Source organism: Streptomyces sporangiiformans (assembly GCF_005768555.2).
In the GTDB taxonomy this organism is placed as follows: Bacteria; Actinomycetota; Actinomycetes; order Streptomycetales; family Streptomycetaceae; genus Streptomyces; species Streptomyces sporangiiformans.
Map to the genome: position 1 here is coordinate 1 of NZ_VCHX02000078.1, position 21,971 is coordinate 21,971.

Here is a 21,971-nt window from a genome sequence, read left to right on the forward strand (position 1 = left end):
CTCGACGAACGACTCGGCAAGATCACCTTCTGGACGCTGTTCATCGGCTTCCACGGCACCTTCCTCGTCCAGCACTGGCTGGGCACCAACGGAATGCAGCGCCGGATTCCCGACTACCTGGCGGTGGAGGGCCTGACCGTCCTCAATACCGTCTCGACCATTTTCTCCTTCCTCCTTGGTCTGTCCCTGCTGCCGTTCTTCTACAACGTGTGGAAGACCGCCAAGTACGGCAAGAAGGTCGAGGTCGACGACCCGTGGGGCTACGGCCGTTCGCTGGAGTGGGCGACGTCCTGCCCGCCGCCGCGGCACAACTTCCTCACCATGCCGCGTATTCGCAGCGAATCCCCGGCGTTCGACCTCCACCGACCCGAAGTCGGCGCCGCCGAGGCGGAGTTGGACTCCGCGGAGAGGGCGGCCCTGCGGTGACCGCGATGGACGAGCGGCCGCTGGACGCGAACGCCCTGATCAACGAGATCGAAGGCCATCTGCTGATCGAGGCCACCCGCGGCGAGGGCCGTGCCCAAGCCGGCCGTTTCACCCGGCGGTTCGAGTGGCTCAGCGACTCCCAGCGCGAGGAGATCGAGGAGCGCTACGCGCAGGAGTACCTCGCGCTCACCCGACTTTCCTGGCGACGCACCGCACGACGCGGCGAAGAACTGCGGGCCGAGTATCAGGAGAGGTATCGCACGCTGCGGCAGCGGCTCATCGGCTGGTTCCTGTTCGGGGTCGCCCTCTTCACCACTGCGGTTGCACTGATCGTTTCCGTGATCGTGTACGAGTAGGGTGCTGTCATGCTTGACGCGGGATACGCGACATGAGCAGGTCGATTCGGGTCGAGGTGCCCGACGCGTTCGCCGCTTCGTACAGCGGGAGCGGCGCGTCCGGCCGTGCGTGGATCGCCGCGCTCCCGGGGCTGGCGGCCGGCTGCCTGGACCGCTGGGCACTGCGGCTGGACGGCCCCGCCGGGCACGGCATGGCCTCGCTGGTGCTTCCGGTGACCCGCGCCGACGGTACGCCCGCGGTGCTGAAACTCCAGCAGGTCACCGAGGACAGCGCCGACGCCGCGCGCGGTCTGCGGGCATGGAACGGAAACGGTGCGGTGCGGTTGCTCGACCACGACCCGGACACCGGCACCATGCTCCTGGAACGGCTGGACGCGACCCGGTCGCTGGCGTCGGTGACCGACGACACCGCCGCGACGCGGATCCTCGCCGAGCTGATGGCACGCCTGGTAGCGGTGCCCGCCCCGCAGGGCGTGCGGCGGCTCGCGGACATCGCCGCCGCCATGCTCGGCCAGGCGCCGCGCGCCGTACCGGCGCTGCGCGACCCCGTCGAGCAACGGCTGCTGCGCACCTGTGCGTCGGCCGTGGCCGACCTGACCGGCGAGGCCGGCGACCAGCTGCTGCACTGGGATCTGCACTACGACAACATCCTGGCCGGGCAACGGGAGCCCTGGCTCGCCATCGACCCGGAACCACTGGCCGGCGACCCCGGGTTCGACCTGTGGCCGGCACTCGACAGCCGGTGGGAGTCGGTAGTGGCCTCCGGCGACGTGACAGGCACGGTGCTCCGCCGCTTCGACCAGCTGACCGAGGCACTCGGCCTGGACCGGCGGCGGGCGTCCGGCTGGACACTCGGTCGCGTCCTGCAGAACACGTTGTGGGACATCGAAGACGGCAGAACGGTGCTGGACCCGGCCGGGGCCGCCGTCGCCACAGCGATGCTGCTCCGTTGGTGACCCTCGGGCCACCCCACTCGGGCACAGCGAGGCGGAGCTACGTGTCCGCCGGGGACCACCCCGCCGGGCGCAGAATGCCCAGGAGCAGTTGGACGAGTTCGTCGACCACCTCGTCGAGACTCGCCTCTACCCAGCCCGAACTCCAGTCGTGCAGCAGGCCGTTGACGCTGCCGATGAAGGCCGCGGCGGCGACGCGGTAGTCGCGGGGCGCCGCCTCGCCGCGCTGGACGGCGGCCGCGGCCTCGGCGCAGATGAAGTCGATCCAGCGGGAGCGGCGGGCCAGCCGCTGTCTCTCGAGGCGGGGGCTGACACCGATGATCTCGACGAAGGTGATGCGCAGGCGCCGCGGGTCGCCGGTGACGTTGGCGGCGTAGGCACGGAAGGCGGCCGTGGCACGCTCCGCGATCGGCTGTCCGTTCATGTCGCCGAGTCCGGCCAGAGCGGCTTCTTCCGCCCAGTCGTTGACCTGGAGGTGGAGGGCGGCGAGTACGTCCTCGAGGGAGCGGAACTCCTCGTAGAACTGGCGGGTCGACAGCCCGGCGGCCTCGCTCAGGGCGGCCACGGTCGTGGCGCGGTAGCCGGGGCTGTCGCCGAAGAGCTGGAGCGCGGCGTCCAGAAACCGCCGACGTCGCTCAGCCTGCCGCTCCTCGGCGGACTTGCCACCATAACGGCCGGTCGGCGCTTTGATCCTGCCCGCCACTGACCCCTCCCTCATCACTCTTGTCGCTCAGATGGCCAATTTTGTCGTGTCCGACGTCTTGTGGAGAGCGGCACCCACTCCTTACTTTCCAGTAAGTAAGTCTGAACGCCAACGTATTCAGATCTCAGCTTGTCATGCTCCCACCAATGAGGAGAAGGTCATGTCTGCCTTCAAAGCCCGGCACGTAGGGCCGCTCGCGGCCGCCCTCGCCCTGATCGTCGCCGGACCGGCGGCGGCCACGGCCGGCACACCGAACGCCTCCGACGGCACCCAGGACGCCTCCGCGGACCTGCGCGAGGTGATGTTCGTCGGCAACAACTGGGACGGCACCGCCGACGTCATCAAGTCGGGCGGCGACCTCGCGAAGATCGGCCGGATCAACGTCATCCCGGACAAGGAACAGCGGATGGCGGAGATCAACGCCGACCCGATCAAGTGGATCTACTTCATGGCCATCCGCAACGGCGTCGGGGAGGGTCACGACCAGTTCGTCGACGACATGTACTCGACGCCCGACGGGTCGGCGATGGTGGTCTCCCGGCCCAGCTTCGCCGATGTCGTGTCGATCGACCTCGCGACGGGGAAGATCAACTGGCGCTTCCCGGTGTCGGGTTACCGTTCCGACCACATGGCGGTCTCCCCCGACGGCAAGCGGGTCGCCGTGTCGGCCTCGATCTCCAACACCGTGCACGTCCTCGACATCGCCACCGGCAAGCAGCTCGGTTCGTTCAAGACCGGCGACAAGCCGCACGAGAACGTCTTCTCCCAGGACGGCAAGTACCTGTGGAACATGTCGATCGGGGACGTGAACACCGCAACCGACGCCCCGTGGCTGGACTGGACGAAGGGCGACCGCAAGATCACCGTCGTCGACGCGAACACGTACGAGCCGGTCAAGGTCATCGACATGCGCGAACGGCTCGACGCCTTCGGCCGCAAGGACCTGTCCGACGCCGTCCGCCCGGTCGCCTTCACTCCGGACGAATCGAAGCTCTACTTCCAGGTCTCGTTCTTCAACGGCTTCGTCGAGTACGACGTCGCGAGCGACAAGATCACCCGCGTGAAGACACTCCCGAAGAACCCGGCGACGAGCGAGGACCGCACGACCTGGGTCAACGACTCGCGCCACCACGGCATGTCGATGAGCCCCGCCGGCGACAAGCTGTGCATCGCCGGGACGATGGACGACTACGCGACCGTCGTCGATCGCTCCTCCCTCCAGGAGGGCCCGCTCGTCACCGCCTCGAAGCCCTACTGGGCCACCGTCAGCGGTGACGGCAAGTCCTGTGTCATCTCCGAGAGCGGCTCCGACCGGGTCACGGCCATCGACTTCGCCACCGGGCGGAAGACGGCGTCCGTGGCGGTCGGCGACCACCCTCAGCGCGTACGCCTGGCCCAGGTCCGCGCGGACTGGACCGGCCCGTCCGCTAACTGACCTTCGTAGCGGCCCAGTTCGCCAGCTCCGTCCGCGCGGCACTCAGCAGCTCCGCGGACGGAGCCGTCGCACCGTTGGTGACGAGCGCGTAGTGCGTGCCCGAGTCGGCGGCGGTCAGGAGCAGCCGACGACTGCCCGTGCCGCCCGGCTCGTTCGCGACCGCGACCGGGGTGGTCCTCGTGTACGAGGGCGGGGCCGCCGTCGTACCGAGATCGGAGACCACGGTGGTGGACGAGTTCGGGAAGGACGCGGGCAGGTGCAGTTCGGTGGGTGCCGAGCCGCCGTCGGAGCGCCACACGAGCAGGGCGTACTGGCCCGAGCCCACCAGCTGCTTCACGCGCGGGAGCGAGTCGGGCACCGGGTTCCACGTCAGGGTCGTGGAGCCGTCACGGGAGCGGTCCTCGTAGGTGAACGCGACGGTGCTGCCCGCCGTGGCGCTCGGGTAGACGCGGTCGAGGAGCCGGGCGTCCTGGCGCAGTACGGCCTTGCCGGAGTCGTCGAGGCGTACGGCGGAGAGGTCCTCGTCGTTCCAGGCGTCGCCGTGGGTGAGCACCTTGTCGGGGTTGCCGTTCATCAGCTCGCGGTGGCGGCCGTTGTAGATGTCCCACTGCCACTGCGAACCGGAGAGGACCGGACCGGACTGCGCGGGCCGGGACCACCAACGGGCGCCCGGCACACGGGAGTCGAGGGCCTGATACATCGCCTTGAGGACGGTCGGGGCCTTGTCGGAGACGGTCCCCGCCAGCGGGTGGCCGAACTCGCTGACGATCCCCGCCGTGCCGCCCGCCGCGGCACGGTCGCGCACCGTTGCGAAGTCGGTGGCGTACTGGCCGTCACCCGCCTTGCCCGGCATGAAGATGCCCGAGATCGCCTTCTGGTCGTAGAAGTGGGTGTTGAAGACGTAGTCCGGCCCGAGCTTGCCCGCGTCGAGGAGGCCGCCCTCCTGTTTCTGGAAGTCGATGTTGGCGTTCCAGAAGAGATTCGGTTCGACGAAGGCGGGCTTGTCCTGCCAGCCGGCCGCGTCCATGCGGGCACGGAACTTCTCGTAGAACGGCCACAGGACGTTCTTCTCCCACGTGCGGCTGGTCTGCCCGGAGTCGTAGGTGCCGGCGTGGGGTTCGTTGTACGGGTCGAAGCCGATGACGCCCCCGAACTGGTCGTCGGTCAGGTTCTGTTCGACGTACGCCATGGTCTTCTGGGCGGTGGTGAGGAAGGCGTCCTGGAGTCCGTGCTCGTTGTGCCAGAAGTCGTAGGACGCCTGCTTCACGGCCTCGTTCTGCGTGATGTTCTGGCCCCAGAAGGGGCAGATTCCGCAGTACTCGTCCGGGTAGTCCCCGGCGTCGACGGCCCACTTGGGCGCTCCGTCGCCGGTGTACCAGCTGTCCGGGTCGAAGAGGTGGCGCGAGTAGAGGTCCTGGTGGAAGTCCGGGTACACACGGATCCCGGCGTCGAGGAACGCGCGTATCTGACCGGTGGCAGCGGCGAGATACGCGGCGTCCACCTGGCCGCGCACGGGCTCGGCATACGCCCAGGAGAGCAGGAAGCGGACCGTGTTGCCGCCGCCGAGGGCGCGCAGCGCGGTCGCGGACTTCTTGGCGTCGGCAACGGAGGCGAACGGCAGGCCCTTGTTCTCCGCCAGCTTCGTCTCGCCGGAGACGTTGTAGCCGCGGAGCACCACTTCGCGGCCGAGGCCGTCGGTGAAGCGGCCGTTCTGGACGGTGAGGGTGGCCCCGGCCGGTCTGTCGAACCAGAGGTCGTCGGGGAGAGCGGTGGCGGGCCGGGCGCCCGCCGTGGTCAGGAAGCCGGTGAGGAGTATGAGCACACCGAGCAGGCTCGTACGCGTTGGTGCCATGTCCGCGATCTTTGACATGTCCACCACATTCGCAACGGCAGCAGGGGCCCGTCAACTCCTCTGACTCCAGAGTAAGTATCTGCTACTCCAAAGTAAGTACTCGTTTTCTTGGGGTAGTTCTGTCGCACCCCTCTGACTTGGGCTTACGAATGGCGTACCTGCTCGACGGCCTCGGCATGGACAACCCCGGCGTGATCGGCCTGACCACCGCGATCTCGGCTGCCGCCACCGTGGGCGGAGCAGTCAGGGGGTGCTGGGGCCGGCCGCCGCACTCGTCGCGGCGGGACTACCTACGGCCCGTAGCCGCGCGGGCGCCGCCGATCCCCGGCCGCTGCCGGAGCAGCTGGTCTGAGGGCGAAGCCGACGAGCCGGGGAGTACCCAAGACGGCTGCCAGGCTCCCGTCACGCGTGCTCGCCAACCTGCCCGCGGCCAACCTCGACCACCTCGCCTGCGTTATCAAGCGCGGCCTCAAGAAGATCAAGTACCGCCCCCATCTGATCGACGGTTGCCCCCCTGAGGCCAAGGGCCAGGCCCGCATGGAGCTCGACCACTACCTGGAGCACCCGGGCTCTGAGGCTGCCGAGGGTTCCTGGGAGGGGGAGCTCGGAGGTGCTGTGCCTCGTGACCCACGACGAGGCGGGGGCGGAGCGGACCGCCGACACACTGAGGGAGCAGATCGCGGATGAGCCGGGCCGGTGCTGAGGCGGCAGCGAGGTCAGCCTGCTGGAGGGCGAGCAGCCCGGGGTTCGAGTGACCATTCCGCACGTTCACGAGCGTCAAGGGCCAGGCTGGTTGACGCTTGAGGGCATGAGCGGATCACGCCCGAGTTGGTGGCCAGGTGTGCCAGAGCCCCGTTCTCACCCACGAAGCCGGCCTGCCGAGTTGCAGAGTAAGGGAAGGCGCAATCCCGTCAGTTGATGCGACCGTCGCAGGCATACCCTGCGGTCGACAGTCAATTGCCTCCGTGACGTTGCTACTTGACGAACTCCGGCAGGACCCGCGGCGGCCAGTGGCCGACGGTCAGCATGCCCAGGGAGTGCGCCCGGGCAACGAGGGCCGCACGGTTGGGAGCCCTGAGTTTCCGCAACATCAGTCCGACGTGGTACTCGACACCCTGCCGACTGAGGTAGAGCCGTGTGGCAAGCTGCACGGTGGAGGCACCGCTCGCGACGCCTTCGAGTACCTGGGCATCGAGCTTGCTGAGAAGCACGTCGCGGGGACTGACCGCCTCCGCGGCGGTGTCGCCCGGAACCTCGTCCGGGTGGACGAGGACCACGATGCCGACAAGGCGGTCCGAGGTGCCGTGAACCGCTATGCCTGCCAGCTCGCAGGAGAACACGCGATGAGGGGCGCACACGCCCACTGTGCGTTCGACGAACCGGTTGCAGCGGCCCTCGGCGAGCCGCCTGAAGTGCCGGCCCATGACGCTCGGGGCGCTGGGATGCAGGAGATCGAAGAGGCTGCGCCCGCAGGTGTCGGCCGAGCTGCGTCCGAACTGCCGGCAGAAGTCGGAGTCCGCGGCCGTGACATTGAGCTCGGTGTCGATGTGCGCCGTACAGGTGCGGCGTCGCGCCCGGGCGTTGAGTCGGCTTTCCAAAGGATGAGCGGGGACGGTTGCGCGGGACGACACGGTCACGCTGTCACTGGCACGCGAGGCACCGGTCATGTTCTTGGTCATCTGAGACGTACCGTCTTTCTTCTGCTGCACATACATGGGGGGGTTGTTCAACTGTGCGGTCAGGCCATAAGAAGCCCTGGTGTCGGGGTTTGCCAGACTCCTTGAAGCCACCAAATCCTCTGGAGTCGGGAGACTTTCCTTTTCACAGGGGGATCTTTGATGGCTTCGGGCCCCAGTGGACCCGTGGGAGAATTTCTACAACGGATGTGCGGCACTGACTGTGTTTGTTGTTCATCCGATGGTGCCCGTATGTGCCCGTTTCGCCCGCCGGTACCCGTACCGGACCAGTGGTGGAGCGGAATTCGAGCGCTGCGGCAGCCCGAACACGCGGGCGAGCGGGGCCCGTTTGGCGCCTGCCCGCCCTGTGCGGTGCCCAGCAGGGGCAGGGCGGTTCGATCTACCGCCCATTACCCCTCCGCCTCGGCATCGACCTCGAAGTCGTTCGCCGCACGACCGGCACCCGCGGCTCCACCGTGCTCCCGCGCAGGTGGAGCCTGTGCTCACCTGCACAAATGCGCCCTGAAATGGATCAACTCGTGCACTCGTGGTAAATACCCGTTTTCTCGGGAGAGTTCAACGTCATCCGGCAAGTCGCCGCGTCACGTTCAGCAGGTACTCCTTCCGGTCCAGGGGGTTGTGGTCGGTCCGGGGCCGCTCCGGGAGCATGCCGCGGGCGACGGGCGCGTAGTGGTCGAAGGCGGACTCCAGCTCGCCCTCGCCCCGGGTCATCCCCGGTAGCTGCTGCTCAAGTTCGTGCACCCGGGCGGCCGGGATCCGCCCCTCCAGCACGGACGCCGTTCCCCGCGTCCGGGTCGTCTGCGGCGCGGCGCGCAGCTTCGCCAGAGCGGGCAGCACCGCGCCCAGCGTGTCCGTCGGGGCCTCCAGCCGGAAACGGTGCATCGGCTCGTGCACCTGCGTGCCCGCCTGCCGCAGCGCGTCCATCAGCACCAGCGGAGTCAGTCCGCGGAAGTCGGCGCCCGTGCTCGACATGCTCTTGTCGAACCGCTGATGGGCGTGGCTCTGCCGCGGCGAATAGCCGGAGTGCGTCATGGTGACCGTGCAGTCGGTGACCTGCCAGCCGTGAATGCCCTGGCCCAGCGTCTCCCTCACGGTGTCCTCGACGGCCTTGAAGAACGCGTACGGCATCGATCCGAGTTCGGCCTCCAGCCGGAACTCCACGCCGGAGCCGACCGGTGCCGGATCGACGCGCAGACCGACGGTCGCGAGGAACGGGTTCGGGCCCTTGCCGTTGAACTCGACGGCCGCACCGGTGCCGACCGGCCGCTCGACACAGATCGTCGTCGTCTCGCGGAAGGTGACGTCGATGCCGAATTCGTCGGCCAGCGTGGCCTGGATGACCTCCTTCTGCACTTCTCCGTAAAGGGACAGCGAGATTTCCTGCCGGATTTCGTCCTGCCGCAGGTTGATCAGCGGGTCCTGTTCGGCGAGTTGGGTGAGTGCGAGATGCAGCGCGCCTTTGTCGGCCACCCTGGAGGGGACGACGACCGTTTCCAGCGTCGGCGGCGAGAAGTGGTGATCGGCCCGCCCTTTGCCCGGTACGCCGATGGTGTCGCCGACGCGGATGTCGCCCAGCCCCCACAGCTTGCCGATCCGCCCCGCCGTCACGGACGTTGTCCGCACGGCCGAGCCACGGTCGAAGACGCTGATCGCGGTGACCCTGCCCTCCTCGCCATCGCGGAACGGCAGCCGGTCGCGTGTGCGCAGAGTCCCCGAGAACATCCGCGCGTACGCGACCTTCTCCCCCGCCGGCCCGCGCTCCACCTTGAAGACGGTGCCCGAGACCGGACCGTCCGTGTCGCCCTCGGCCGAGGGCAGCAACTCGCGGATTCCCGTGACCAGTTCACCGATCCCCGCACCCGTGATGGCCGAGCCCAGGAACACCGGGTGCACCAGGCCCTGCCCGGTCTGAGCGGCGAGTTCCGTGCGCAGTCGCTCACAGGAGACGGTCACCTCGTCGTCGACGTACGCGGACAGCAGTTCGTCGTCGTGCTCCGCGAGCAGTTCGAGAAGCCGCGGCGCGGGACCGGTGTACGGGGTGAAACGGGCGTCCCGCGTGCCCAGTTCGCGAACCTCGCCCATCGGGACGATCGCCGGGGCGAGCCGCGTGGAGATGCTCTCCAGCAGGTCCGCGTAACGTGCCCCGGCACGATCGATCTTGTTCACGAAGATCAGCGTCGGAATGCCCAGTCGCCGCAGCGTCCGCATCAGAACCCGTGTCTGCGCCTGTACGCCTTCCACCGCCGACAGCACGAGTACCGCGCCGTCGAGCACGCTCAGCACCCGTTCCACCTCGGCGATGAAATCCGGGTGCCCGGGTGTGTCGATCAGATTGACGGTCACGTCGTCGATCGCGAAGGAGACGACGGCGGATTTGATCGTGATCCCGCGCAGGCGCTCCAGCGCGAGGGAATCCGTCTGGGTACTGCCGTCATCGACGCTGCCGATCTCGTCGATGACCCCGACGGTATGCAGGAGCCGCTCGGTCAGGCTCGTCTTACCGGCGTCTACGTGCGCCAGGATTCCCAGGTTCAGCGTATGCGTATGCGTGTGCGTGTGCGTATGCACCGGGTGTCATGTCCTTTGAGGTGAGAGGGATTCCTTCCTGGGTGGACATGAACGGTGCTCGCATGTGCTGCTCCTCGATCTGCTTGATCAATGACGGCTCGTCTCCCGTAGTGCAACAGGCGGCGTGCGCGAGCGCAACGGATTAACGGTGACGGGGCGGCAGCCGGTGGAGGTGTACGTCCGTCAGCCGGCCGTCGCTCACGATCGCCGTCATGTACGTGCAGTGGGGCCGGCGGCGGCGGTCGGTGGGCGAGCCGGGGTTGAGCAGGCGCAGGCCGGTCGGTGCCGTGGTGTCCCAGGGGATGTGGCTGTGGCCGAAGACGAGGACGTCGAAGTCGGGGAAACGTGTGGCGCAGCGGCGTTCGCGGCCCGCCGCGGCGCCCGTCTCGTGGACGACCGCGAGGCGCAGCCCGTCCAGTTCGGCGTGGGCCACTTCGGGCAGGCGGGCCCTGAGCGCGGGGCCGTCGTTGTTGCCGTACACGCCGATCAGCCGGTTGGCCCGGCTCTCCAGGAGGTCGAGGGTGGCGACGTCCACCCAGTCGCCGGCGTGGATGACGACGTCGGCGCGCGGGAGTTCGGCGAGCAGCGGCGCGGGGAGCTCCTTGGCGCGCTGGGGGATGTGGGTGTCGGACATCAGGAGGAGGCGCACGCCACTCAGCGTAGGACGGACGGTTCAGCTCAGGGCGATCTCGCTCCACACCTGTTTGCCGCCGCTGACCGGCACGGTTCCCCAGACCGCCGACAGAGCCTCGACCAGCAGGATGCCACGGCCGCCGGTGGCCTCCCAGCCGATGCTGGTCGGCTTGATGGGCGTACGTGGTGAGGCGTCGGCGACGGCGACGCGCAGGCGGTTGTCGATCAGCGTGAGGTCGAGCCGGACCTGGCCGTCGGTGTGCACGAGGGCGTTGGTGACCAGCTCGGAGACGACCAGCAGGATGGCGTCGGTCTCCTCGGTCACGTCCCATGCACGCAGGGTGCGCTTGGTGAAGCGGCGGGCGTGGCGGACCGCCTCGGGCAGGCGCCACACCGTCCAGCTCTCGCGCTGTGGCCGCAGCGCCATGCCGTCGTAGCGCAGGAGCAGCAGGGCCACGTCGTCGCTGCGGTTGGCGTAGGTGAGCAGGGCGTCCGCCACGAGGTCGAGGTGGGTGGGGTCGGCGGCGGCCAGCTCATCGGCCAGCCGGTCCAGCCCGTCCTCGAAGTCGAGTTCGGCGGACTCGACCAGACCGTCCGTCGTCAGCGCCACGAGCGTGCCGGGGCGCAGCGGTATCGGACTCATCGGGAAGTCGGCCTGTGTGACCACGCCGAGCGGCGGTCCGCCCTCCGTGACGACGACCTCGGTGGTGCCGTCCGGGTGCCGCAGGACCGGGGGCAGATGTCCGGCCCGTACGCACCAGGCCGTGCCCTCCTCCATGTCGACGTCCACGTAACAGCAGGTGGCGAAGAGATCGGTCTCCAGGTCCACGAGCAGCCGGTTGGCGTGGGAGACCACCACGTCCGGGGGGTGCCCCTCGATGGCGTACGCACGCAGGGCGGTGCGCATCTGGCCCATGAGCGTCGCCGCTCCGGCGTTGTGCCCCTGGACGTCGCCGATGACGAGGGCGACGTGGTTGTGGGGCAGCGGGATCACGTCGTACCAGTCGCCGCCGACCTCCAGGCCCGCCGTGGTGGGCAGATAGCGGGCGACGGCGACCGCGCCGGGCAGGGTCGGCAGGCGACGCGGGAGCAGGGTCCGCTGGAGCATGCCGACGAGTTCGTGTTCGGCGTCGAATGCGTGGGCGCGTATCAGGGCCTGGCCGGCGAGACCGGCGGACGCGGTGAGCAGTGCGCGCTCGTCGGGGCCGAAGTCGTGCGGGGTGTCCCAGCCGATCAGGCAGGCGCCGGCCATACGGCCGCCGGCCGGCAGCGGCAGGACGGCGAGACCGCCGGGTCCGACCTCGGCGAGCGCGGGTTCCAGCGGCGTCCCGGCGGGCCAGATCGCCGCGCGCCCCTCGCGCAGGGCGGCCGCCAGGGTCGGCATGGTGCGGATGGGCGCGTCGGGCCACTCCGAGCGCCACTCGCTGCGCCACACCTGGGGCCATGCCTCCGGCTCCGGCGGGTCCAGGATGGTGACGACGAGGCGGTCGCCCTCCACCACGGCCAGTGCGATGCGGTCGGCCAGCAGCGGCCGGCGCAGGGCGGTGACCACGGCCTGGCTGACGTCCCGCACGGTGCCCGCGGTGGCCAGGGCGGCGGCGAGCTGCTGGACGCGGGCCACCTCGTTGATGCCGGTGCGCAGTTTCGAGGCGTCCGCGACCGTGCCCACGAGCCGCGCCGGATGCCCGTCGCCGGCGGGCAGCAGCTGTCCGCGCAGCCTCAGCCACCGCTGCTTCCCGGAGGGCTGGAGGATGCGGAACTCCAGCTCGCGGTCCCCGATGGACATGTGGTCCGCCTCCACCACGGACATCAGCGTGGGCAGGTCCTCCGGCACCGTCATCCCCAGCAGGGTCTCGACCTTGCCGTCGAAGTCCCCCCGGCTGAGGCCGAACAGCTCCAGCATCTCGTCGTCGACCTCGACACGCCCGGTGTCCATGGCCAGGGCGAACGCACTGCTGGGCAGGACGCCGGGCGGGGCGTCGGGAGCGCCCCCGGGCGGAGCAGGGGGTCGGGGCGAGGCGGGGGGCCGGGGCGGGAAGGGGCGGACGACGACCGCCTCGGCGAGCAGTTCCAGGCACTGCCGGTCGTCGGCGTCGAAGCCGCCGGGGCTGTCGCTCACGGCGAGCAGGCNGACGACGACCGCCTCGGCGAGCAGTTCCAGGCACTGCCGGTCGTCGGCGTCGAAGCCGCCGGGGCTGTCGCTCACGGCGAGCAGGCATCCGCCACCACCCTGATCCGCGGGCAGCGCCACGGCGGCCAGCGAGAAGTCCCCCGCGGGTGTGCGCTGGACGCCGGGGGGATCAGGGATGCCGGGGGGATCGGGGACCCCGGAGTTTTCGCCGATACCTGGAGCCCCGGGATTCATGGCGAGCTCCTCGGGGCTGAGCCACAGCGGCTGTCCGCGGCGATACGCGTCCACCGCGGGCGAGCCGTCGGAGAGGGCGTAACTGTCCCGCAGCCCGTACAGGGCCCACGGCACGCCCGCGGACTCGACCAGACTCAGCTGTTCGTCCTCCCCCGGCGCATACACGGCGGCGACCGACGCGCGGCCGAAGACGAGGGCCAGCTCGATCACGCTCCGCAATCGCTCGCGGGAGCCCGGATCCGCGGAGAGTGCCTTGAGGGCAAGTTCGGCACGCAGTGTTCTCGTTCTGCGTCCCGCAACGCCCTCAGTTACCACGTCCGCAATTACAGCGCGTCGTGGACGCTCGCGCAGCCCCTGTGACGGTTCCCGCTCGCCGTGCGGGAACCGTGCGCACGAGAGAGCCTTGATTCCGGTACTCCTACGCACGTCCGTGGGAGGAGGTGGTCGGCGTGCCTGAGTGGCAGGAGCCGGACAACGTCCCGGCGACGGTCGGCCGACCACTGCTGTCCCTGACGCTTGCCGCGATCATGGACGACGTCCACGCCCACTCCGGCGCGGTCTATCTGCTGGCGCCGGGGGAACAGGTCCTGGAGATGGCGGTGATGGCGGGGCTGCCGAGGGCCTTCGCCGCGCCCTGGGAGCGAGTGGGGCTCAGCGCCCCGGTCCCGGTGGCGAAGGCGGTGCGCGAACGCCGGCTCGTCTGGGTCGCCGGCGAGGAGGACATGGCCCGCGACTATCCGCGGATCGCCGTGGTCCTGCCGTATCCCTTCGCGCTGGCCGCGCTGCCGGTGGCCACCGAGCGGGCCGCGTACGGAGCGATCTTCGTGACCTGGCCGGGCACGCGTCCGTCGGACCTGTCCGACCGCGAGCGGGACCACCTCAGCGCCGCCTGCGGCCGCCTCGCCCTGCGTCTGGAGCGGGCCGTCGAAGAGGGCTACCCGGTCCGCCCCGAGCCCGATCTGCTCGCCCCGGCGTCGGTGGCGACCGTGGCCGGGACGCTCGGCACGGTGGAGGCCGTACGCATGGTGGCCCGGCTGCCGTACGGGCTGTGCGCCCTCGATCTGCACGGCCGGATCACCTTCGCCAACGCGGCGGCGGGCAAACTGCTCGGCCTGCCGGTCAGCGGCCTGCTGGGCACCCAGCTGTGGGCGTCCGTGCCGTGGCTCAACGACCCGGTCTACGAGGACCGCTACCGCGCCGCGCTGCTCAGCCAGCAGGTGACGTCGTTCGTGGCGCTGCGCCCGCCGGCCGACTGGCTGTCCTTCCGGCTCTATCCCACGACGAACGGGTTGAGTCTGCGGATCTCCCGGGCGCGCGCGGTCACCGGGGCCGGCCGCACGGAGCTGCCGCCCGGGGAGGGCGGTTCACGTCTCGTGACCATCTCGCAGGTCCTGAACCTGGCCAGCGCGCTCACCGAGGCGGTGGGCGTCCAGGACGTGGTGGATCTGGTCGCGAGCGAGATCGCGCCCGCCGTCGGCAGCCAGGCGCTGGTCCTCCTCGGCACACAGGGCGGCCGGCTGCACGTACTCGGACATCGCGGCTACCCGGACCCACAGGCGGTGGAGCGGTTCGACGGGATGCCGCTCACCGCACAGACACCCGAGACCCATGCGCCCAACAGCGGCGTGCCCGCGTTCTTCGAATCCCGCAGACAGCTGGAGCGCGTCTATCCGGCCCGGCCGACCACCGCCGACGGCATGGCGGCCTGGGCGTACCTGCCGCTGGTCGCGTCCGGCCGGCCGGTGGGCACCTGTGTCCTCGCGTACGCCGAACCGCACGCGTTCCCGGCGGACGAACGTGCCGTACTGACCAGTCTGAGCGGACTGATCGCGCAGGCGCTGGAGCGGGCCCGCCTGTACGACACGAAGCACCAGCTCGCGCACGGCCTGCAGGCCGCCCTGCTGCCGCACTCGCTGCCGTCGCTGCCCGGTATCGAGGCCGCCGCCCGCTATCTGCCCGCCACGCGGGGCATGGAGATCGGCGGGGACTTCTACGACCTGGTGCCGACGTTCGGCCAGGCCGCGGCCGTGATCGGTGACGTGCAGGGCCACAACGTCACGGCGGCCGGGCTCATGGGACAGATCCGCACCGCCGTACGCGCGTACACGACCGTCGGCCGGCCGCCGGAGGAGGTCATGCGCAGCACCAACCGGCTGCTGATCGACCTGGGCACCGACCTCTTCGCCAGCTGTATCTATCTGCTGCTGGATCCCGCGCACGGCCGGGCCGTGATGGCCCGTGCGGGGCATCCGCCGCCTCTGCTGCGCAAGCCCGACGGGCAGGTCCGGACGCTCGACCTCGCCGGAGGTCCGCTGCTCGGGATCGACGCGGCCGCCACGTACCCGACGACCGAGGTCGCGCTCGCCCCCGGGGCCGTACTCGCTCTCTATACCGACGGGTTGATCGAGTCCCCGGGTGTCGACATCGAGGACGCGCTGGCCGGGCTCTCCCGGCGGCTCGCCGAGATCGGCGACCAGCCGTTGGACGAGCTGGCCGACAGTCTCGTACGGCACAGCGGGACGGAACGGGACCGGGTCGACGACGTGGCACTGCTGCTGCTGCGCGCGCGAACCGGCTGACCCGGGTCACACGCGCGGGGCGGCCCGGCCCTCCCGCCGGAGAGCCGGACCGCCCCACCACAGCCGTCACGCGTGTACGTCGTACGGCCGAGTCAGCCGGATCAGCTGTTCAGGCCCAGCGGCCCTAGCCGTTGTTCGCGCCGTTGGCGTTGCCGTTGGCCGCGCCGTTGCCGTTGGCGGCGCCGCCGGCCTCTTCACCGGCACCGGCGCCACCGGCGCCACCGGCACCCGCGCCCCCTTCGCCGATCGTCGCGCCGACCGCCTCCAGCGCGGTGGTGACCGGCTGGAAGAAGGTCTCGCCGCCGACGGTGCAGTCGCCACTGCCACCGGAGGTCAGGCCGATCGCGCTGTTCTCGTTGAACAGCGAGCCGCCGCTGTCGCCCGGCTCGGCGCAGACGTCGGTCTGGATCAGACCGCTGACCGAGCCTTCCGCGTAGTTCACGGTGGCGTTGAGGGCGGTGACCGTGCCGGAGTCCTGGCCGGTGGTGCTGCCCATGCGGGTGACCGGCATGCCGACCTCGGCCTCCGCGGCCTGCGCGATGTCGACCGTCTCGCCGCCGAGGTTCACGGTGCTGGGCGCCTCGGTCGCCGGGTCGTCGTACTTGACGAGCGCGAAGTCGCCCTCACCGGGGAACGTGGCCGTGTCCGCGTCGGTCGTGCCGATGGCCGCGCCACCCTCCTCCTCCGACCACTCGGCCGCCGCGACACCACAGTGACCCGCGGTCAGGAATGCGGGCTCGCCCGCGGAGTCGGTGACGTTGAAGCCGAGCGAGCAGCGTGACCCGCCGCCGAAGATGGCGTCGCCGCCCGCGGCGAACGTCTTGAACGTACCTTCGGACCTCTTGACCTCCGCCATGCCCCCGAGTGACTTGACGGTCGACTCCACCTGGTCCCAGCTCTCGCCCTTGACGGAGCTGTCGGCGGTGACCTGGATCTTGTTGGTCTTGGGGTCCATGGCCCAGGACGTGCCGGGGACGCTGGCCTTGGTCTTCAAGGTCTGCTCGGCAGCCTTGAGTTCGGACATGCTGTTGTCCACCTGGCGTACGACCGCACCGGCCTGCTCGCCCAGGATGATGTTGTTGTTGTCGCCAATGACGTTGATGACGAGGTTCTGCTCGTCGGAGTCGTACCACGACCCGGCGAACGCGTCACCCAGTTGCTCGGCCAGTTGCGCCGACAGGGCCTGCGCAGCCGCGGCCTTGACCGTCTTCGGTTCGGCGCTTTCCGATGAGGACTCGGTCTGCGACGCCATAGCGTTGGGGAGTATGAGTGCCGCCGCTCCGAGCGCCGCCACGCTGCCCGCTGCTATTACGGCCTTGCGCTTCGGTGTTCGCTTGTGACTCAACTTCTTGACCTCCTGGGGACGGGGTCCGAACTGCCGGGGCGGCAGTTGGTGGCGGCGCCTGGATGGCTGTAGGTACGGATGTTGTGCGTGTGGTGTTCAACGTGTTTTCCCAACTCTCTTTGCAAAACTGCGCATCGCCCGTTGCCGAGGCCTTGCCGTCGACGACGGTGAACAAGAGCCGGCATCGGCTGACCAGCACCGATGCACCCAAGATCCTCGCGGACGGACTCCCCCCTGGGTGGCGCCCCAACTCGGCGTAGTCCTCGTGAAGTTGAGTGACCACCAGCAGGTGATGCGACTGCTCACCAGGCCAAAGGGTCCGCTATTGGATCTCTATGCCCGATCGGCCTACCTTCGAGAGCGTCGGCGCGGCGGCGCACCGTTTGCGAACGCCGTCGCGCGAATCCCCCAACTCTCGGAGCATGTGACATGTCGAAGATCCTGTTCGTACTGACCGGCGTCGACTTCTGGACGCTGGCCGACGGCACCAAGCACCCGACCGGCTTCTGGGCCGAGGAGGCCGTCGCCCCGTACGAGGCGTTCAAGGCCGCCGGGCACGAGGTCGTCGTAGCCACCCCGGGCGGTGTGACGCCGACCGTTGACCGCGGCAGCCTGGCCGCCGAGGTCAACGGCGGCCAGGAGGGAGCCGACAAGATCGCCGACGCCCTCGCCTCGTTCGCCGAGCTGAGCAGCCCCATCCGCCTCGAAGGCGTGGACCCTGACGGCTACGCCGCCGTCTTCTACCCCGGCGGCCACGGCCCGATGGAGGACCTGGCGGTCAACGCCGACTCCGGCAGGCTGCTCACCCGGGCACTGGAGTCGGGCAAGCCGCTCGGCGTGGTCTGCCACGGCCCGGCCGCGCTGCTCGCCGCCACGAAGGAGGACGGCACCAACCCGTTCGCGGCCTATCGCCTGACCGGGTTCACGAATGCGGAGGAGACCCAGGCCGGCCTCGCCGGCAAGGCCAGGTGGCTGCTCCAGGACCGACTGGTGGAGATCGGCGCCGACTTCCAGGAGGGCGAGCCGTGGGCCCCGCACGTGGTCGTCGACCGCAATCTCGTCACCGGGCAGAACCCCGCCTCCTCCGCCCCGCTCGCCACCCAGCTCCTCAAGAAGCTGGACTGACCCTGCCTGTGGCGGAGGCCACCCCTCGCACTCCGCCACCGCCCGGTAACAGCCCGTCCGTCAAAGCGAGCTGAATCCCGACTTCAGGAAATCTGCACATCGAATACGCAGCCAAGTCACGGCACGCGACGAATCCACACAGCGGATCGTCGCGTGCCGCGCCTTTGGAAGGGGAGTGTCCGATTCGGAATCAGCAGCCCGGCCCCGAAATGTGACGACCCCCGGGACTCGTGTGAAGAACTCGCCCCCGAGCGGTGCCCACACCTGCACGGATGGGTCGCCTCGGGTCGCAAGTGCCCTGATCACGTGGGCGGTTGATTGGATGCGCGCCACGACACCGTGCTTTGATCCTTTGCACCGCGGGGGTCACGTACGGTTCCCGGTTCCGGGAAACCGGACGCCTGCGTACGCGGCCCGACCATCTGTCCCCAGAGGGGGCCGCTCCCCCCTTATGAATATCAATAGGAAGGGAAGTTCCATCATGAACTCCACCCCCCAGGTCGAGACCGTCGAGATCGCTGACGCGGACCTCGACAACGTCTCCGGTGGTCTGTCCGTCAACGCCGTGGACACCGTCACCAGCACGCTGGACGGCGTCGCCCCCGTTTCCAGCACCGTTGACACGGCCGTCGGCACCATCGAGGGTGCGACCGGCCTGAACACCGCCCCGGTCACCGGCCTGGTCGCCGGTCTCTGAGCGCATCAGCGTGCCTTGAGTCCCGGAACCGCTCCCCGGTTCCGGGACTCTCGGATGCCGTAAACCAGTCGGCCGTACGGCAGTCGTTCACCCTGGCCGTACGTCATGTCGTTCGCAGGTGAGGGAAAGTCCCGTGCAGTTCCGCCAACAGGCCCTCGCCAAACTCCAGTCGCCCGAAGAGCTCGACCTTCCGGTGCGTTTCGCCCGCCCCCAGGGCTGGCTCGTGCTGTCCGTGACGGTCGTCGTCATGGCGGCCGCGTCCGTCTGGGCCGCGACGGGTTCCGTGGCATCCACGGTGAGCGCACCCGCCATCCTCACGCACGGGCAGGGCAGTTACGTGCTGCAGAGCCCCGTCGCCGGCCAGGTCACGGCGGTCCTCGCCAAGCAGGGCCAGCGCCTCGCCGCCGACGCCCCCGTCCTCAAGGTCCGTACGGAGAAGGGCGAGACGGTCGTACGCACCGTCGCCGCCGGCCGGGTCACCGCCCTCGCCGCCACCATCGGCGCGATCATCAGCACCGGGGCGAACGTCGCCTCCGTGGAGAAGGTCGCCGACGCCGACGACCCGCTGTACGCGACGGTCTACGTGCCCGCCGAGAACGCCGCCACGATTCCCGAAGACGCGGCCGTGGACCTCACCGTGCAGTCGGCGCCCACGCAGCAGTACGGAGTGCTGCGCGGCCATGTGAAGTCGGTCGACCGGAGCGCGCAGACGCCACAGCAGATCACCGCCTACCTCGGTGACAGCCAGCTGGGCGAGCAGTTCACCAAGGACGGCAGGCCCGTGGCCGTTCTCGTCCGCCTGGACCGCTCGTCCGGCACGAAGTCGGGCTACAAGTGGTCGTCCGCCGATGGCCCGCCGTTCCGGCTCGACTCCATGACCATGGCCTCCGGATCGATCCGCCTGGCCGATCAGCGTCCGATCGATTGGCTGCTCCCGTGACCGCTCCCCAGGACACCGCGGAGTCCCGACTGCCACCGCCCGTACGGGGCAGGCGCCGTGCCGCGCCACCGAAGCGCACCGTCCCCAAAGGCCGCCGGAAGACCGTCCGCAGCCCCACCGTCCTCCAGATGGAGGCCGTGGAGTGCGGCGCCGCCTCGCTCGCCATGGTGCTCGGCCACTACGGGCGGCACATCCCCCTCGAAGAGCTGCGCATCGCCTGCGGCGTCTCGCGTGACGGTTCACGGGCCAGCAACCTGCTGAAGGCGGCCCGCAGTTACGGCCTCACGGCCAAGGGCATGCAGATGGACACGGCGGCGCTCGCCGAGGTGCGCGCCCCGGCGATCCTCTTCTGGGAGTTCAACCACTACGTCGTCTACGACGGCATGGGGCGCCGCTTCGGGCGGCGCGGGGTGCACATCAACGACCCAGGCAAGGGCCGCCGTTTCGTCCCCATGGAGGACTTCGACACCAGCTTCACCGGTGTGGTCCTGGTCCTGGAGCCAGGTCCGGACTTCGAGAAGGGCGGCCGCAAGCCGGGCGTCCTGGGCGCCATGCCGGCCCGGTTGCGCGGTACGTCGGGCACCATGCCGGCCGCGGTCCTGGCGAGTCTGCTGCTGGTGGCGGTGGGGGCCGCGGTGCCCGCGCTCAGCCGCACGTACATCGACACGTTCCTGATCGGCGGGCAGACCTCGCTGCTCGGTGTGCTGTTCGCGTCGATGGGCGCCACGGTGCTGCTCACGGTGGTGCTGACCTGGCTGCAGCAGGCGAACCTGCTGCGCGGGCGCATCATCTCGTCCACACTCAGCAGTGCGAGGTTCCTGCGGCATCTGCTGCGGCTGCCGGTCACGTTCTTCGCCCAGCGCAGCCCGGCCGACCTGGTGCAGCGGCTCCAGTCCAACGACGCGGTGGCCGAGACCCTGGCCCGGGACCTCGCGGCGGCCGGCGTGGACGCGGTCGTGGTGGTGCTGTACGCGGTCCTGCTCTACACCTACGACCCGCAGCTCACAGCCGTCGGCATCGGCGTCGCGCTGCTGAACGTGGTGGCGATGCGGGTCGTCGTGCGGCTGCGGGCGACGCGTACCGCGAAGCTCCGCGCGGACAGCGCCCGGCTGACCAACACGGCATACACCGGGCTGCAGTTGATCGAGACGATGAAGGCGACGGGCGGCGAGGACGGCTACTTCCGCAAGTGGGCCGGGCAGCACGCCACCACGCTGGAGGAACAGCAGCGGCTCGGTGTGCCGAGCGCCTGGCTGGGCGTGGTCGCGCCGACGCTGGCGACGCTCAACAGCGCGCTCATTTTGTGGATCGGCGGGATGCGAGCCGTGGAGGGCCACATATCCGTCGGGCTGCTCGTCGCGTTCCAGGCGCTGGTGACCCGCTTCACCGCGCCGATCACCCGGCTCAACGGCGTCGCGGGCCGCATCCAGGACTTCGCGGCCGACGTGGCCCGTCTCAAGGACGTCGAGAACTTCGCGGCGGACCCGCTCTACTCCCGTCCCGGTGCGGGCGACAGTACCCGCAGGCTGCACGGCCATGTGGAGCTGGAGAACATCACGTTCGGCTACAGCCCGCTCGACAAGCCGCTGCTGTCGGGTTTCTCGCTGACGGTCGGGCCGGGCCAGCAGGTCGCGCTGGTCGGCGGTTCCGGCAGCGGCAAGTCGACGGTGTCCCGGCTGATCTCGGGACTCTACGCTCCCTGGGAGGGCGTGATCCGGATCGACGGGCAACGCCTGGAGGACATCCCGCGCGGCGCGCTCGCCTCCTCGGTCTCCTTCGTCGACCAGGACGTCTTCCTCTTCGAGGGCACGGTCCGCGACAACATCGCGCTGTGGGACCCGTCGGTCCCGGACGAGGCCGTGGTCGCCGCGCTGGAGGACGCGGCACTGTATGACGTCGTCATGCGCCGCCCCGCCGGCATCCACAGCAAGGTCGAGCAGGACGGACGCAACTTCTCCGGCGGCCAACGCCAACGTCTGGAGATCGCACGGGCGTTGGTGCGCAGGCCCAGCATCCTCGTCCTCGACGAAGTCACGAGCGCCCTGGACGCGGAGACCGAGCAGCTCGTGATGGACAACCTGCGCAAGCGCGGCTGCGCCTGCGTGGTGATCGCGCACCGGCTCAGCACCGTGCGCGACAGCGACGAGATCGTGGTCCTGCAGCACGGCACGATCGTGGAACGCGGGCGTCACGACGCCCTGGTGGCCGCCGGCGGCCCGTACGCCGAGCTGGTCAGGGAGCGGTGAGATGACGTCCGTGCACCCGGAGCACCAAAACCACCAGCAGCAGCTGCACGA

The 21,971-nt window shown here is 69.7% G+C and carries 16 protein-coding genes; 9 read left to right on the forward strand and 7 right to left on the reverse strand.

All coding sequences use genetic code 11. The features are described 5' to 3' along the window. From FGD71_RS07680 to FGD71_RS07690, 3 genes are all read left to right on the forward strand, one after another. Window positions 1-426: cbb3-type cytochrome c oxidase subunit I (locus FGD71_RS07680; RefSeq protein WP_181359143.1), on the forward strand; the 426-nt coding region annotated here is incomplete at its 5' end. A 5-nt stretch (window positions 427-431) separates the two neighbouring features. Beyond that, window positions 432-782, forward strand: a complete 351-nt coding sequence (locus tag FGD71_RS07685) for a hypothetical protein (RefSeq protein ID WP_119099698.1) — start codon at window positions 432-434, stop codon at window positions 780-782. Between the two features lie 32 nt (window positions 783-814). Continuing rightward, window positions 815-1,738, forward strand: a complete 924-nt coding sequence (locus tag FGD71_RS07690; RefSeq protein WP_119099644.1) for an aminoglycoside phosphotransferase family protein — start codon at window positions 815-817, stop codon at window positions 1,736-1,738. Window positions 1,739-1,775: 37 nt separating this feature from the next. Here the strand turns inward: FGD71_RS07690 and FGD71_RS07695 are convergent, their stop codons facing one another. Further along, window positions 1,776-2,438 (reverse strand): TetR/AcrR family transcriptional regulator, encoded by a 663-nt coding sequence (locus FGD71_RS07695; RefSeq protein ID WP_119099645.1) that lies wholly within the window; start codon window positions 2,436-2,438, stop codon window positions 1,776-1,778. Window positions 2,439-2,598: 160 nt separating this feature from the next. On the opposite strand from FGD71_RS07695, the gene FGD71_RS07700 reads away from it, so the two are divergent. Beyond that, window positions 2,599-3,873: a YncE family protein gene (locus FGD71_RS07700; RefSeq protein ID WP_119099646.1), complete on the forward strand. Its 1,275-nt coding sequence runs from the start codon at window positions 2,599-2,601 to the stop codon at window positions 3,871-3,873. On the opposite strand, the gene FGD71_RS07705 is transcribed toward FGD71_RS07700, so the two are convergent. The 5 genes from FGD71_RS07705 to FGD71_RS07735 all read right to left on the reverse strand — a co-directional run. Continuing rightward, a complete protein-coding gene (locus FGD71_RS07705) occupies window positions 3,866-5,743 on the reverse strand; it encodes a cellulase family glycosylhydrolase (protein WP_240436451.1) in 1,878 nt (625 codons plus the stop codon). The two genes, FGD71_RS07700 and FGD71_RS07705, sit on opposite strands and share 8 nt — an antisense overlap. A 956-nt stretch (window positions 5,744-6,699) precedes the next feature. Next, window positions 6,700-7,404: a LuxR C-terminal-related transcriptional regulator gene (locus tag FGD71_RS07720; RefSeq protein ID WP_240436452.1), complete on the reverse strand. Its 705-nt coding sequence runs from the start codon at window positions 7,402-7,404 to the stop codon at window positions 6,700-6,702. A 579-nt stretch (window positions 7,405-7,983) separates the two neighbouring features. Beyond that, complete coding sequence (locus FGD71_RS07725) at window positions 7,984-9,990, reverse strand: elongation factor G (RefSeq protein ID WP_119099647.1); 2,007 nt, start codon at window positions 9,988-9,990, stop codon at window positions 7,984-7,986. Between the two features lie 142 nt (window positions 9,991-10,132). Then, window positions 10,133-10,639 (reverse strand): metallophosphoesterase family protein, encoded by a 507-nt coding sequence (locus FGD71_RS07730; protein WP_119099648.1) that lies wholly within the window; start codon window positions 10,637-10,639, stop codon window positions 10,133-10,135. A 24-nt stretch (window positions 10,640-10,663) separates the two neighbouring features. Further along, window positions 10,664-12,753 (reverse strand): SpoIIE family protein phosphatase (locus tag FGD71_RS07735; RefSeq protein WP_244951207.1); only part of this gene is annotated, 2,090 nt, incomplete at its 5' end. 762 nt (window positions 12,754-13,515) lie between these two features. Here FGD71_RS07735 and FGD71_RS07740 point away from each other — a divergent pair. Next, on the forward strand, window positions 13,516-15,567 hold the full coding sequence (locus tag FGD71_RS07740; RefSeq protein ID WP_119099701.1) for a SpoIIE family protein phosphatase: 2,052 nt from the start codon (window positions 13,516-13,518) through the stop codon (window positions 15,565-15,567). Window positions 15,568-15,691: 124 nt separating this feature from the next. On the opposite strand, the gene FGD71_RS07745 is transcribed toward FGD71_RS07740, so the two are convergent. Next, entirely contained in the window at window positions 15,692-16,912 is a 1,221-nt protein-coding gene (locus FGD71_RS07745; RefSeq protein ID WP_119099649.1) for a S1 family peptidase, read from the reverse strand. A 429-nt stretch (window positions 16,913-17,341) separates the two neighbouring features. Here FGD71_RS07745 and FGD71_RS07750 point away from each other — a divergent pair, with 429 nt between their 5' ends. The 4 genes from FGD71_RS07750 (at window position 17,342) to FGD71_RS07765 (ending at window position 21,920) form a co-directional block, all read left to right on the forward strand. Next, a complete protein-coding gene (locus FGD71_RS07750) occupies window positions 17,342-18,037 on the forward strand; it encodes a type 1 glutamine amidotransferase domain-containing protein (protein WP_119099650.1) in 696 nt (231 codons plus the stop codon). A 481-nt stretch (window positions 18,038-18,518) separates the two neighbouring features. After that, on the forward strand, window positions 18,519-18,734 hold the full coding sequence (locus FGD71_RS07755; RefSeq protein ID WP_119099651.1) for a type A2 lantipeptide: 216 nt from the start codon (window positions 18,519-18,521) through the stop codon (window positions 18,732-18,734). A gap of 133 nt (window positions 18,735-18,867) precedes the next feature. After that, on the forward strand, window positions 18,868-19,674 hold the full coding sequence (locus FGD71_RS07760) for a biotin/lipoyl-containing protein (RefSeq protein ID WP_119099652.1): 807 nt from the start codon (window positions 18,868-18,870) through the stop codon (window positions 19,672-19,674). A 29-nt stretch (window positions 19,675-19,703) separates the two neighbouring features. Then, window positions 19,704-21,920 carry an NHLP family bacteriocin export ABC transporter peptidase/permease/ATPase subunit gene (locus FGD71_RS07765; protein ID WP_119099702.1) on the forward strand — a complete coding sequence of 739 codons (2,217 nt, stop codon included), beginning with the start codon at window positions 19,704-19,706 and terminating at the stop codon, window positions 21,918-21,920. Window positions 21,921-21,971: the final 51 nt, after the last annotated feature.

Excerpts from the sequence above, each read along its gene's own strand:
- FGD71_RS07685 (WP_119099698.1), top strand. The coding sequence starts at position 432 with ATGGACGAGCGGCCGCTGGACGCGAACGCCCTGATCAACGAGATCGAA.
- FGD71_RS07690 (WP_119099644.1), top strand. The coding sequence starts at position 815 with ATGAGCAGGTCGATTCGGGTCGAGGTGCCCGACGCGTTCGCCGCTTCG.
- FGD71_RS07700 (WP_119099646.1), top strand. The coding sequence starts at position 2,599 with ATGTCTGCCTTCAAAGCCCGGCACGTAGGGCCGCTCGCGGCCGCCCTC.
- FGD71_RS07705 (WP_240436451.1), bottom strand. The coding sequence starts at position 5,743 with ATGTCAAAGATCGCGGACATGGCACCAACGCGTACGAGCCTGCTCGGT.
- FGD71_RS07720 (WP_240436452.1), bottom strand. The coding sequence starts at position 7,404 with ATGACCAAGAACATGACCGGTGCCTCGCGTGCCAGTGACAGCGTGACC.
- FGD71_RS07740 (WP_119099701.1), top strand. The coding sequence starts at position 13,516 with ATGGACGACGTCCACGCCCACTCCGGCGCGGTCTATCTGCTGGCGCCG.
- FGD71_RS07750 (WP_119099650.1), top strand. The coding sequence starts at position 17,342 with ATGTCGAAGATCCTGTTCGTACTGACCGGCGTCGACTTCTGGACGCTG.
- FGD71_RS07755 (WP_119099651.1), top strand. The coding sequence starts at position 18,519 with ATGAACTCCACCCCCCAGGTCGAGACCGTCGAGATCGCTGACGCGGAC.